Raw genomic sequence first — 12870 nt, 5'->3', positions numbered from 1 at the left:
TTATAACGTAATCGGAAGGGAAGGGTACGCCCGTAGTGCTGCCTTACTGCGCCGCTTGGACTATAAGAACTTCCCCAATCTTAACCCCCATATCGGGCTTGCTATTCCACTCCTGTAACTGGGCTGGCTTTACGCCATAGCGGCGGGCAATGCTGTACAGGGTTTCCCCCTTTTGTACTGTGTGGCGGGTAGCAGCAGGGGCCGTAGGAGCCGGCGTAGCGGGAACAGGCTTGGTAACAGGCAAGGTAGGGGCCGGCGAGGCAGGAGGAGCACTGTTGGTGGGGGGCGCTACGCGGAGCACTTGCCCGATGCGCAGGCTCGGGTTCGGGGCCAAGTTGTTCCACGCTAAAATATCGGCCGGGCGCAGGGAGAAGCGGCGCGCTACGGAATATAGGTTTTCCTTAGGCTCTACGGTGTGCAGGCCGCTAGCCGGTATGGGTTCCACCACCGTAGGCACGGGCGTAGGCGCCGGAGCAGGAGGGGAGGTAGCTGGCGGCGCCACAGGCGTTGGTGTAGCGGGCCTTGGGGCTGGTACTGGGGTAGGAGTGGCTGCGGGTACGGGCTCTTCCTCCGTTTCGCGGGGCTCATCGGCTACGGGTGCTGGCGTTGGTAAGGGCTTGCGAGGCGCCGGAGCAGCGGCGGCTGGGATAGCAGGGCGCTCGGTATAAACGCTGGGAGCAGAAGCGGTAGTAGGAGCCGGCTGGGTAGGTGCCGGTGGAAGCTCGTTTAAGTTTTCGGTGTGGTCGTCGGTTGCGCTGTCGGGTTGCACCACGGTACCGTTGGCTGAGGTGTCTTCTGTCTCAGAGGTAGTGTCTTCCAGCACCCGCATTGCCTCGGCGGTGCGGCCCCGATACGGTTCCTTCTCCACTTGGGGCTTAGCAGGGGCAGAAGCTGCCGCAACGGGCTTTTCGAAAGCCGCTAGGGCCGTAGCATTGTTGCCGTCGGCATACTCCACGGGTACATTTTTCGGGCGTGTGTGCTGCAGCCACAGTACCCGGCCAGGGCGCAGTTCCTCGTTGCGCGGCATGCGGTTTTTGCTCCAGATAGCTTTGGCACGCATGCCGTACTTCTGCGATACGGTAGCAACGCTTTCGCCGGGGCGGGCTACGTGATATTCTACTTCGGCCTTGTCGCGCTTCTTCTGCACGAAGTAAGGCTGGCCGGGTACAATGTTGTCAAAGGCAAACAAGTCATTGTACTGCATGAACTTGCGCATCTTCAGCTTGGCCCGCTTAGCCAATGACTCTTTGGTGTCTCCGGGCAGGGCAACCACCGCCCGCAGCCCATTCACGCGCACAAACTCCGCATCCTCAGGGTCGGGGGTGGGCTTGTTCAGCAGTTGGCCAGCCGTAGCGTTTTTCTGCTGGGCTGCTAGCGCCGTCATCTGCATGGGGTCGGTGATGGGGACCACCATGGTGTATACCCGGTCGGTGGGTACGGTGGGTGCCAGCAGCCATCGGTTGTACTTCGCTAGCTCGGCTGGCTCTTGCTGCAAGCCTTCTGCCATGATAGACAAGGGTTGCCCGGCGGGGGCCGGAAACTCCTGCAGCAGCAGAGGGGGTTTGGTGTTGAGGCCCACGGCCGACTCGAAGGCCAGCTTGTGAGCTACGAACGTGAGAATGTAGGGGTGGGTCTGCTCCGTTAGCTCGACATCCGTGGCGTCGTAGTCGGTGGGCAGGGTGTAGGGCTTGGTACCCGTAAGCCCCAGGTTGTAGCTCAGCAGAGAGTTGACCCAGTTGTGAAAGGTTTTGTTATTGCGCAACAGGTACTGGGCAGCGGCCTTAGAAGAGGCCGTAATGTGTTTGCGCTCATCAATAGCGTCGTTCATCAGCAACCCAAAGTCGGCCGCCGATTCGCGCTTAAACTGCCAGTACCCCACCGCATCATGAATGCTCTGGGCATCACCCTGCAGGCCGCTTTCTTGGAGGGCCAAGAAGTGAAAATCCAGGGGAAGGCCTTCTTGCTGAAATACCCGGTCGATGAGGGGAAAATAAGCATCGGCCAGAATTACGCGGGCCTGGAATGAAGCGGGGTGGCGCCGCAACGCGTCTACCTTTTGCTGCACGGCTTGGCGGCCGCCATCGGTGAGGCGCAGGTGCAAGCCGGCCACGTCCACGGTGCGCGGTACTGGCACCGACTGAGCGGCGGCGAGCAGAGGCAGCAGGCCGCACAGGAAGAATACAAGTCGTTTCATTGAAAAACAGGCAACACGCGGGCCCTGCACATGCACGTAGCCGGCTTTGTGCCTACAAAGTAGAAGAAAAATCAGGGGAGTTGGCCATGTCCTGCGCCAAGTACAACAGAATGGTAGAATACTACTTGGCGCCGTACTGATTCTATCCCGACGGTCCTACTGCCTCGGCAGTACCTTGCTCAGCAAGCCAGAAAGTAAATTTCTAAGCTGTAGCCGGCGCCAAAAGTAGCGAATGAGGTGCGCGTGCAAACCCTTCGTACAAGCAGCAACGCCGCCGCGGTGAGGCGACGGCGTTGCTATAGTGTTTAGAACAAAGGAGAGTGAAGGCTACATGCCGCCCCCCGCAGGCGGGCCATAGCCGCCCGGACGCCCCCCACCAGCGGGTGGGCCGAAGCCGCCCGGGCGCTGCCCCTGCGGGCGGCGCTCTTCACTAGGCGCTGTGTCGTCGCGGCTGGCACCGTTGAAGGAACGAATGTTGTACGTGAACATCACCATGAAATAACGCTGCAGGATGTTGGTCTGCGTCGTTTCAAAGTAGGCCGCCGTGTTGTTGACCTGAATGTTGTTGTTCTGCTTTAGCAGGTCGAAGGCGTAGAGTTTAATTTCGCCTTGCTGCTTTGCAAATATCTTTTTGCCCAGGGACGCATTCCAGAGCACAAAGTTTTGGTTGTAGCCCGCCGTCAGACCCGTGTACAGCTGATGGCGAATGTCGGACTGTAGCGTAATGCCTTTGGCCAGAATCCAGCTGAGGCGCAGGGAAGTATTCTGCCGGAAGTACTGGCGGTTTACCTGGCTGGCCAGGGTATTGCTTACGTAGCTCTGGCTGGAATTAGAGGAAATCGTAAAGTCTAGCTCGGGGCTCACGTTGCTGCTCAGTACTACCCCCAGGCCCACAGAAGGCGTGCGGCTATAGTTCAACTCGCCAAACACCAAGCCCGGCGACTGGGAGTAGGTAGCATTGGCATTCACGTTGAGGTTAGACTTGATGAAGCTCAGCGGCAAGCTATAGTTGATGAAGGACCGTAGGCTGTATTGCTTATCCAGGTTGACGGGGCGCGTGAGCTGACCACCGGCCGGAATTACAATGCCTTCAAACGTAACGGGCCCACTGGCGGCGTACACGGTGCTATTGGTGATGTAGTTATTCGTGTAGGAGCCGCTCAGCAAGGCGAAAAAGGAGGTTGACTTCTCTGGAACGGCCGAAGAGTAGCGCAGAAACAGATTGTGCTGGTTTTCTTGGCGCAGGTTGGGGTTGCCCGTTGTGAGCTGCAGCGGGTTTGCATTGTTGACTACTTCTTGCAGTTGGCTGATGTTAGGCGAGTTGGTGCGCATCTGGTAGTTCAGACGCAGGTTTTGCTGGCGCGAGAAGTTGTAGCGTACCATGGCGTTGGGCAGCACGTTCAGGAAGGTGCGCTCTGTAAGGGCCGGCCGCGGGTAAGTTTGGTCGCTACGGAGTTGGGCGTGCTGCACTGTGGCGCCGGCCATCCACTGAAACTCTTTGTTTTGAAACCGGTACGTTAGGCCTCCGGAGTTGGTCAGGTAGCGGCTTTCGAATACACTGCTGAGCGTATCGTTGAGAAGGGAATATTCTTGCTCGCCGGGCGAAAAGTTGTAGGTCTTCTTATCAGAATCGTTGGGAGTGTAGGATACCCGGTACTCGGCCTGCAACTGGCTGTACTGGCCCAGCGGCTCCGTGTAGTTGATGTTGCCATTCCACGCCCAACCCGTTTGGGTCAGTTCGGAGAACTGATTGAGCAGGGCCGTTTGGGTAGCGCCCGTCGTATCAACCGAGGAAGTATTGGAAAGCAGCGTGTTGTCGCCGTTTTTGTCGTTGTAGGTGGTGTTCAACCCCACGGATACCGTTCGGCCCTTCTTCACGAAGCGGTGGCGGTACAGGAGCTGGTTGCCTGCTGTAATGCCCGTGAGGGCCGAGCGGTAGGAGCTGTTGTTGCCCCCTTGGCTTTGCTCTGCTTCACTGGCCGCTACCTCAAACGTGCGGCCGTCGAGCAGGCTGTTGCCGGTGTTGCGCTGCACCGAGAGGCTGGGCCGCCACAAAAGCGAGTTCAGCGAGTCGAACTTGTGGTCGAGGCGCATATTGAACCGGTTGTTGATATTGCGGCTAGTGCTCAGTGAGTTCTCGCTATAGCGCAAGTCCTGGCTGAGGCCGCCTGGAGCCACGTAGCGGCGTAGCAAGTTGCTGCTAGCGGTATTGTCGCTCAGGTTGAAGAAGTAGCTGCCTTGCACATCCGTCTTGGTGCCCCACATGTTGGAGTAGTTGAGGCCGATAGCGTGCGTTTTTGAAATGCCGCCCTGCTGGCCCACTTGGAAGTCACTGGCGTTACCGCCACCACCGCCCCCGCCGGCCCGGCCGCCGCCTTGGCCCCGTTGGCCCTGGCCGCCCCCACCGCTCTGGCGCGAGTTGCCTACTACCCCCAACAAGTCCTCGGTGCCAAAGTTTTGCTGATTGATATTGTTGCTCTGGGCCACCACGGAAAGGCGCTGCTTGCCCTTAAACTGGTTGATGTTGCCACTGACTTGGTACCGGTCGTCCTGAGGGCCATACCCGGCCTGCACCCGCCCAAACTGACCATTGCGGAACTGGGGCTTAGTGACAATATTGATAGTTTTCTGCTGGTTGCCGTCGTCGAAACCCGTGAACTGGGCTTGGTCGGAGGCGCGGTCATACACCTGAATCTTGTCGATAACTTCGGCCGGGATGTTCTTGAGCACGGCGTCGGGGTCGTTGCCGAAAAACTCTTTGCCATCTACCAGAATGCGCTGTACCTGCTCGCCCTGGGCCTGCACCTTGCCGGAAGCGGGGTCAACCGTGACGCCCGGCATTTTGGTGATGAGGTCCTGCGCATTTGCGTCGGGGTTGGTTTTGTAAGAGCCAGCGTTGAACTGCGACGTATCGCCCTTTTGCACGGCGGCGGCAGCTTTGCTACCACTTCCACTCCCTTAAGGGCTACTCCGCCCGACGACATACTGAGCGTGCCGAGCGCTACTGGCTGGCCCGCCAGCGAGAATTGGCGCTGTAAGGTTTGGTACCCCAGGAAAGAAACCGAAAGCTCGTAACGTCCAGCGGGCAGACCTGCTACCGTGAAGTTGCCATCAGAATCGGCGGCGGCCCCGCTTTTTACGGAGTCGGCGGAGAGGCTGCGCACCAGTACGTTGGCCCCAATCAACGGCGACTGATCCTTACCGTCCAGAATGCGCCCGCTCACGGAGGACTGAGCCTGCGCGGCCCCAACGCTGGCCCACAGCAGCAGTAAAATAAGTAGAAGATGTTTTGGCATAAACGAGGGGAGGATGAACCACTAGCCGCAATAGACGCAAAAGACCACGCCGCGTTTAATGCGCGCGGCGCTTTAAATCCATGAAAAGCAAAGAAAGTCCAGTGCTACCCCCTAAGCAGCGTATTTCTATTTTTTACGCACTAGCAATAATCCATCACGCAGGGGAAGAAACACGTTCTCCACCCGTTCGTCGGCCTGCACCTTGTCGTTGAAGGCGCGGACTGCGTGCGTGTCTTTATCGGAGGGCTTGACGGGGTAGGAGTCTACCACTTTGCCGCCCCAAAGTACATTGTCGATCAGCACGAACCCTCCTGGCCTCACCTGGGGTAAGACCAATTCGTAGTAGGTGTCATTATTGATCTTGTCGGCGTCAATAAACACCAAATCCCAGGGTTCGTGCAGCGTAGGCAAAATAGTGCGCGCGTCGCCAATGTGCAGTTGAATCTGGGTTTCCCGGCTGGCTTCGCGCAGGTAGCGCCGGATGCGGCTTTCGAGTTCTGGATTTTGCTCCACGGTGTGGAGTACGCCCTCGGCGGCCAGCCCCTCCGCCAAACACAGCGCCGAATAGCCCGTGAAGGTGCCCAACTCCAGTACCCGATGCGGGCGCACCATATGGCTCACCATGCTCAGCAAGCGGCCCTGGGCGTGCCCCGACAGCATGCGGGCGTGCAGCAGCTGCACGTGAGTTTCGCGGTTGAGGCGGGCGAGGAGGGGGTTTTCGGCGGTAGTATGCTGGTCGGCGTAGAGTTGAGCTTCGTCGGGGGAGTACATGCGTGGGAAAATAAGGTGTTATGCTACCACAAAAGGCCCACCTGAAGCTGTCTTGTAGAAGACAGCTTCAGGTGGGCCCAGTAGATAAGGTTAGAAAATGGGGAGCAGGCGAAATTTCCAAACCAGAAAACCCGCCTTACCGGCTTCATAAACAGCACCTACTACGCGGTAGAGGCCTTCGTAGCGGTAGCTCATACTGGCTTCGGTAGGCACCTTGCGAAAAACCCGCACGGGCCGCCCGGTTTCTAAGCTGTAGCGCAGCAGTAGGTTGCGGCCCGTCATTTCCTGGTTGGTCACCTGCTTGCCCGTACGTGGGTCGCGGCCACCACTGCCAGAGTAGATAATTTCCTCCTCGCGAAAATCGTCATCTTCATACTGGTCGGCCAGGATAATGGAGTCGGCGCCTTCGGCTTCACTGCCGCTTACACCCGCCCGGGTAGGTCGGTGCAGTCCGGCCCGGCTCAACTCCAGCCGATTGGCAAACAAGTCACCGGGCCGGTAGTAGCTAATATGACCGAAGATGGGCATGGCGGATAGGTAGGAGGAAAGAGCCGGAGCAGGAAGATAGAGCTAGCCAAGACACGCCGGTAGCAATACGCTACGCTAGGCCGTGGCTTAGCCCCACTACCTCCCACCTAAGCTAGCGGTTGAGGTTACTCGGGCACGTATTGCAGTACGCTCAGGTTGTCCTCGTGCAGAATATCGTTGGCTAGCCCTAGTAGTTCCGGGGCTGTAATCCGGCGCACCCGCTCGAAAATTTCATTGAGCGACTCTACCCGCCCAATATCGAGGGTGCTCTTAGCAAGGAGCTGCATAAGCCCCCCGTTGCTTTCCTCCGCCATTGCCAACTGACCCATGAGCTGTTCCTTCACGTTGTGCAACTGGGTAGTTGTCAGGGCTTGTTCGCGCAGGCGCTTTAGCTCCTTTTGCACCAGCGAAATGGTGCGGTTCACTTGCTTTTTCTCGGTGCCGAAGTAAATGCCGAACAGGCCCGTATCAGTATAAGGCGAGTAGGTAGCATCAATGGTATACACCAGGCCATACTTTTCGCGCACGGCTAAGTTGAGGCGGGAGTTCATGCCGGGCCCACCTAGTAGGTTACTCAGCAGGAAAAACGGAATGCGTCGCTCATCTTCAATAGCGTAGGCTGGGCCCCCAATCAGGCAATGAGCCTGCGTAATAGGCTTGCGCTCGATACGCTCCAGCCGCTGGTAACTGGTAAACGGTCGGCGGGGACGCTCGCCCAGCTGGGCCGGAATGGGTGCCAGGTACTTGTCGGCCATACGCTTCACATCCTTGAAGGGTAGGTTGCTCACGGAGCTGAACACCAACCGGTCGGTGCGCACGTTTTCGGCCAGAAACTGCCGAAAGTCGGCCTGTTGGAAGCCACTCACACTTTCCCGGGTCCCCAGGATATTATGCCCCAAGGAATGGTGGGCAAATACCACGTCGTCGAAGTCGTCGATGATGGCGTCTTCGGGAGCATCGTGGTACATAGACATTTCCTCCAGAATCACCCCGCGCTCCTTCTCAATCTCCTTCTCGGGAAATACCGAGTGAAAAGTAAGATCGGTCAGCAGTTCAAAAGCCCGCTCGAAGTGGGTGCTTAGCAGAGAAGCATAGAAGCAGATTTTCTCCTTGGTGGTATAGGCGTTCAGCTCCCCGCCCACCGTCTCTAGGCGGTTGAGGATGTGGAAGCTTTTGCGTTTCTCGGTACCCTTGAAGGCCATATGCTCCCAGAAATGCGCCAAGCCTTGCTGACTTGGCTTTTCGTCGCGGGAGCCAATGTCGAGCAGGAAGCCGCAATGCGCAATTTTGGTGTGCGGAACAGTTTTATGTAAAACCCGGATGCCATTAGGCAACTCGTACAGGTCGTAGTCAGGCATTGTGTGAGGTCTAAAAGACGATAAGCCGAAGCGTATACTACTGCTCCGGCCTTGTATAACTATCCAGCCCGGCCGGTAGGTTTCAGGAAGTTGCAAAGGTACGCAGCCGCACTCCCTACTCAAGCCCTAGCGGCATGCTGGTACAGCAAGGGCGCACTACCCATTTGCCAGCAACTAAGCGCACCTTACGCCAGTTCCTGCTCCCGCTCGGCCAGTACGGCTAGGAGTTGGCTGGTCTGAATATCATGGGCGCAGCGGAAATGGCCCAGGGGGCAAGCTTTGTAGCCATGCAGCCCACAGGGCCGGCACTCCAGGGGGTGGGGAATTTCTACTACCCTAGAAAATGGGCTGAGGGGCCCAAACCCAAAGGCGGGCACCGTGGAGCAATACACCGCGCAAACCGGAGCGCCTACTGCCGAGCACAGATGCATAGGGGCCGAGTCGTTGACGTAGTTGAGCACGGCCCCCCGCATAAGCGCCGCCGAAGCCAGCAGGGACATGTTGCCCGCCAGATTAAACACGTTGGCTCGGGTAGTGCGCGCCAGGAGCTGTTCGCAAGCCTCTACATCGGGAGGGCCACCTAGCAGAAATACAGTGTAGCGGGGCGGTAGTGCCGCTAGCAGCTTCAGCCACTGCTCTTCCGGAAACTGCTTGGTAAACCACACCGAGGTAGGCGCAATGCAGATGTAGGGCCCACCCGCCGCCAAGCGTGCCAGCTCGCTAGCGGATGCTTCGTCGGGAGGGGTAGGGTAGAGGTGGGGCGGAATGGTGGGGCCGTTATAGGCTAGGTCGAGCAGGTGCAGGTTGCGCATTACTTCGTGCACACCGTCGCCGAGCACGTGCGGTACGGCTCGCGTGAAGCGGAACGCGAATGGGTTTTTGTCGAAGCCCACGCGTTCCGCAGCATTTGAGAAAGCCGTGAGAAAGCCCGTGGATGCAAACCGCTGGAGCGTAACCACGCGTCCATAAGGTGTTTTTCTGATTTGCTGGAGCAGGTGCCACAAGCCCCGGTACTTTTCTTTCTTCTTATCCCAAATGAGCACGTGCCGCACGTGCGGGTGCCCCTTCAGCAGGCCCTCGTTGCCTTTGCGCACCAAAAAGTCTACCGGCGTGTCGGGCTCGGTGCGGTGCAGGTAGTCCAGCAGCGCCGTGGCTAAAATCACGTCGCCGATGAAGGCAGTTTGAATAAGGAGAACGGCAGGGCGGGACGAAGCAGGCATGGCAACGGAAAAGCAAAGGGCAAAGATACCGCACGGGTGAGCGGTTCGCTACATGCACCAGGGCAGCGTAGCCTGCTAGCTCTAGTTGGCTAGCCCCGGAAAGCGGCGGCTTGGGTAGCCACAACTATTTCCCTCCCTTCGGAGCCAAACCCAGCCGAACGCTAGAAAGATACGCTACGGAGCCATTCATAAGCTAAACCCGCTGGGAACTGCCTAACTTGCCCCGGCCGCTTCGGCGGCTTCCGTTTGTGCCACTTTACTTTGCTTTGTGCCCATGCGCTACGGCTCAATTTCGCCCGACCTGTTTATTCAGAACCGCCGCCGCTTTACCCAGCAGCTGCCCCCGGCCTCCCTGGCCATCTTCCAATCCAATGACATCATGCCGACCAATGCCGACGGTACGATGGCATTCCGCCAGAACAGCGACCTGTTTTATCTCTCGGGCGTAGATCAGGAAGAAAGCATCCTGGTAATCTTCCCAGATGCCGCCCTGCCCCAGTACCGGGAAATTCTGTTTCTAAAAGAAACCAGCGAGCATATTTTGGTGTGGGAAGGCTATAAGCTGACCAAAGAGCAAGCCCGCGAGCAAACCGGCGTGCGCACCATTATGTGGCTTGAGTCCTTCAAAACGGTGCTGCCGGCTCTTATGAACGAGGCCGAAAACGTGTACCTGAATTCCAACGAGCACATTCGGGCCGTGGTGGAGGTAGAAACCCGCGACGCCCGCTTCGGCAAGTGGCTGCGTGAGGCCTACCCGCTGCACCAGTACCGCCGCGCCGCGCCCATCCTGCACCACCTGCGGGCCATCAAGAGCGACGAGGAAATTCGTTTGATGCGCCGCGCCTGCGACATTACCGATAAGGCCTTCCGCCGCCTGCTGGGCTTTGTGAAGCCCGGCGTGATGGAGTATGAAATTGAGGCCGAAATCTCCCACGAGTTTCTGCGCAATGCTTCCCGTGGCCCCGCTTACGGTAGCATCATTGCCTCGGGTGCCAACGCCTGCATCTTGCACTATGTGAGCAACGACCGGGAATGCAAGGATGGCGACGTGCTGCTCATGGACTTTGGCGCGGAGTACGCCAATTATGCCGCCGACCTTTCACGCTCCATCCCGGTGAATGGGAAGTTCACGAAGCGCCAGCGCGACGTGTACGAAGCGGTATTGCGCGTAATGAAGTTTGCTACCGGCAAGCTCATAGCCGGCAATCAGATTGAGGAGTACCACGCTGCCGTAGGGAGCTTCATGGAGCAAGAGCTTATCAAGCTAGACCTACTGAATGAGTCTGATGTGCGCAACCAAGATCCGGCTGCGCCTTTATATAAGAAGTACTTCATGCACGGCACTTCGCACTACCTTGGCCTTGATGTGCACGACGTGGGCGCTAAGTACCGCGTGTTCGAGCCAGGCATGGTGTACACCTGCGAGCCGGGTATTTATATCCGCGAAGAAGGATTGGGTGTTCGTCTCGAAAATGACATTCTCATTACCAATTCGGGAAACGAGGACCTCATGAAAAATATCCCTCTTGAAGTAGACGATATTGAGCGATTGATGCAAGCCAACCGGTAGCAGCGAAACCCCAAACAGAGGATTGAAGCAGTAAAAAATAGGATGACCGGATGGTTGTCCTATTTTTTTTGCGTAACCGATAAAATCCCTGTTTCTAGGAATAGTTTTATTGATAAATACTTTGAAGCAGGATTTCGAATACAACTGTGGAACTATATAAATACTTGTAGTCCTATTCATTACCACTCGGTTTGTGGGCTGGAAGGGGTTTTTTCCGACAATTCAACAACTTTATTTTCGAAGGCGGGGTATAGGCTGCTTAGCTGGGATATAGCTGTTCCTGTGCAGCCCATCTTAAGCGGTGATATTTCTTCCACCTAACTTCGCTCCTATGAGACACCTTTTAGCAACTTCAACGGCCTTGGGTCTGACGCTACTGGCGGCGGCCCCGCGGGCCCAAGCCCAGACCGCCGACCGCAAGACGGCCATTAGCCTAACCGGTAATGCCTTTCAGTACAAAGGCAACTTCGGTTCCGATTATTGGAAGTGGAGCGAGAACAAATACGGTCCTGGTATTTCCATCAACCGTTACCTCACCTCGGGCCTCGACCTGATGCTGAGTGGCAACTACGTAGAGTTTAAGAAAAACGCTCCCGTAGGCGCTCCTTACTATGGTAGCAACTTCGCTACCAACGTAGTAAACGTGAACTTGGGCTTGAAATTCAAGCTGCTGAAAGAAGAGTCTTTCATTCGCCCTTACCTGCTGGCCGCTCCCGGCTGGACGTACACGAGCCGCGAAGGAAACATTGTTCGTAACAACCGCACTGAGAACACCGACCAGGACAAGAGCTACTTCGACCTGTTTGGGGCCGCTGGTATCAACTTCCGCCTCTCCGATGCAGTAGGCCTGTTTGTACAAACCGGTCAGCACATTCCGCTGAATGCTAACATCGACGGCGACCCTGCCCGCGACGACAACAAGTGGGACGACAAGTTCCTACAGCACACGGTAGCTTAACCGTTGCCTTTGGTAAAGCCAAGGACGCCGACCAGGACGGTGTTCCAGACCGCAAAGACAAGTGCCCCGATACACCCACGGGCGTACAAGTAGACGAGAACGGCTGCCCGCTTGACGGCGATAAGGACGGCGTTCCAGATTACCAAGATCAGTGCCCCACTGAAGCTGGTACCGTGGCTCTGCAAGGCTGCCCCGACCGTGACAACGACGGTGTAGCTGACAAAGACGACGAATGCCCTGACCAGGCTGGCCTGCCCGCCCTGCGCGGCTGCCCAGATGCTGACGGTGACGGCGTAGCAGATAAGAACGATAAGTGCCCCGACACTCCTGCCGGTACGCAAGTAGACGCCAACGGCTGCCCGCTGGTAGTTGACGCCGACGGTGATGGTGTTCCAGATGCTGCTGATAAGTGCCCCGATACGCCTCGTGGTGCCCGCGTAGATAGCACGGGTTGCCCGCTGCAAATTGATCCGGCCATCCGGAAACTCGAGCAGCCTATCCGCTTCGAGACCAACAGCACGGTAATTAAGCGCACTTCGTACCCTGCCCTGAACAAAATGGTACAGGCGCTGAAAGATCACCCCGAGTATAGCATCCGGGTAATCGGCCACGCTGACTCACGCGGTACCGACGAGTACAACCAAGGCCTGTCGGAGCGTCGTGCTAGCTCGGTGAAGCGCTATTTCACTGGCAAGCAAGTTGACCCCACCCGTGTAACTACGGAAGGTCGTGGCGAATCTGAGCCAGCTGCTCCGAACACTTCGTCAAACAACATGTCAAAGAACCGTCGCGTAGAGTTCCGCTTCGAGTTCTACATCCCGAACGCGCCTCAGCCCTAACCGGCCCTGCGCATAGCTAAAAAGCGGCGTACCGAAAGGTGCGCCGCTTTTTTTGTGCCTGTAGGTTTACTAAGACAAACTAAGCGGCCTTAGTCCGTTGGCCGTGTACTCCTGTTAGCTTCTGATTCTTCTCTGC

General features: G+C 57.3%; 10 protein-coding genes. 3 read left to right on the top strand and 7 right to left on the bottom strand.

Annotated features, from left to right (window positions below; genetic code table 11):
• Window positions 1-43: 43 nt before the first annotated feature.
• The 7 genes from VI25_RS09920 to VI25_RS09895 all read right to left on the bottom strand — a co-directional run bounded on the left by VI25_RS09920 (window position 44) and on the right by VI25_RS09895 (window position 9367).
• A complete protein-coding gene (locus tag VI25_RS09920; protein WP_045687598.1) occupies window positions 44-2194 on the bottom strand; it encodes a lytic transglycosylase domain-containing protein in 2151 nt (716 codons plus the stop codon).
• 327 nt (window positions 2195-2521) lie between these two features.
• Window positions 2522-4288 carry an outer membrane beta-barrel protein gene (locus VI25_RS09915; protein ID WP_236705002.1) on the bottom strand — a complete coding sequence of 589 codons (1767 nt, stop codon included), beginning with the start codon at window positions 4286-4288 and terminating at the stop codon, window positions 2522-2524.
• A 671-nt stretch (window positions 4289-4959) separates the two neighbouring features.
• On the bottom strand, window positions 4960-5490 hold the full coding sequence (locus VI25_RS26745; RefSeq protein WP_072144790.1) for a carboxypeptidase-like regulatory domain-containing protein: 531 nt from the start codon (window positions 5488-5490) through the stop codon (window positions 4960-4962).
• A gap of 126 nt (window positions 5491-5616) precedes the next feature.
• The gene (locus VI25_RS09910) at window positions 5617-6261 is read right to left on the bottom strand and encodes an O-methyltransferase (RefSeq protein WP_045687596.1); all 645 of its coding nucleotides are present in this window, start codon (window positions 6259-6261) and stop codon (window positions 5617-5619) included.
• 90 nt (window positions 6262-6351) lie between these two features.
• Window positions 6352-6789 carry a YDG/SRA domain-containing protein gene (locus tag VI25_RS09905; RefSeq protein WP_045687595.1) on the bottom strand — a complete coding sequence of 146 codons (438 nt, stop codon included), beginning with the start codon at window positions 6787-6789 and terminating at the stop codon, window positions 6352-6354.
• Window positions 6790-6914: 125 nt separating this feature from the next.
• Window positions 6915-8147: a M16 family metallopeptidase gene (locus VI25_RS09900; RefSeq protein ID WP_045687594.1), complete on the bottom strand. Its 1233-nt coding sequence runs from the start codon at window positions 8145-8147 to the stop codon at window positions 6915-6917.
• Window positions 8148-8332: 185 nt separating this feature from the next.
• Entirely contained in the window at window positions 8333-9367 is a 1035-nt protein-coding gene (locus tag VI25_RS09895) for a glycosyltransferase family 9 protein (protein ID WP_045687593.1), read from the bottom strand.
• Window positions 9368-9641: 274 nt separating this feature from the next.
• On the opposite strand from VI25_RS09895, the gene VI25_RS09890 reads away from it, so the two are divergent.
• From VI25_RS09890 to VI25_RS28445, 3 genes are all read left to right on the top strand, one after another.
• Window positions 9642-10937, top strand: coding sequence for an aminopeptidase P N-terminal domain-containing protein (locus VI25_RS09890; RefSeq protein ID WP_045687592.1), 1296 nt, complete (start codon window positions 9642-9644; stop codon window positions 10935-10937).
• A gap of 331 nt (window positions 10938-11268) precedes the next feature.
• Entirely contained in the window at window positions 11269-11895 is a 627-nt protein-coding gene (locus tag VI25_RS09885; protein ID WP_055562464.1) for an outer membrane beta-barrel protein, read from the top strand.
• Window positions 11859-12734, top strand: a complete 876-nt coding sequence (locus tag VI25_RS28445) for an OmpA family protein (RefSeq protein WP_052695031.1) — start codon at window positions 11859-11861, stop codon at window positions 12732-12734. Before VI25_RS09885 ends, VI25_RS28445 begins: the two co-directional genes overlap by 37 nt.
• Window positions 12735-12870 lie beyond the last annotated feature (136 nt).

The sequence above is a fragment of the Hymenobacter sp. AT01-02 genome (assembly GCF_000961955.2).
In the GTDB taxonomy this organism is placed as follows: Bacteria; Bacteroidota; Bacteroidia; order Cytophagales; family Hymenobacteraceae; genus Hymenobacter; species Hymenobacter mucosus.
Note: the sequence above shows the minus strand (reverse complement) of the source record. Positions and strands in the feature narration are given on the sequence as shown.

Coding starts and splice junctions, on each gene's coding strand:
- VI25_RS26745 (WP_072144790.1), bottom strand. CDS start 5,490: ATGCCAAAACATCTTCTACTTATTTTACTGCTGCTGTGGGCCAGCGTT.
- VI25_RS09910 (WP_045687596.1), bottom strand. CDS start 6,261: ATGTACTCCCCCGACGAAGCTCAACTCTACGCCGACCAGCATACTACC.
- VI25_RS09905 (WP_045687595.1), bottom strand. CDS start 6,789: ATGCCCATCTTCGGTCATATTAGCTACTACCGGCCCGGTGACTTGTTT.
- VI25_RS09920 (WP_045687598.1), bottom strand. CDS start 2,194: ATGAAACGACTTGTATTCTTCCTGTGCGGCCTGCTGCCTCTGCTCGCC.
- VI25_RS09895 (WP_045687593.1), bottom strand. CDS start 9,367: ATGCCTGCTTCGTCCCGCCCTGCCGTTCTCCTTATTCAAACTGCCTTC.
- VI25_RS09885 (WP_055562464.1), top strand. CDS start 11,269: ATGAGACACCTTTTAGCAACTTCAACGGCCTTGGGTCTGACGCTACTG.
- VI25_RS09915 (WP_236705002.1), bottom strand. CDS start 4,288: ATGCGCCTCGACCACAAGTTCGACTCGCTGAACTCGCTTTTGTGGCGG.
- VI25_RS09900 (WP_045687594.1), bottom strand. CDS start 8,147: ATGCCTGACTACGACCTGTACGAGTTGCCTAATGGCATCCGGGTTTTA.
- VI25_RS09890 (WP_045687592.1), top strand. CDS start 9,642: ATGCGCTACGGCTCAATTTCGCCCGACCTGTTTATTCAGAACCGCCGC.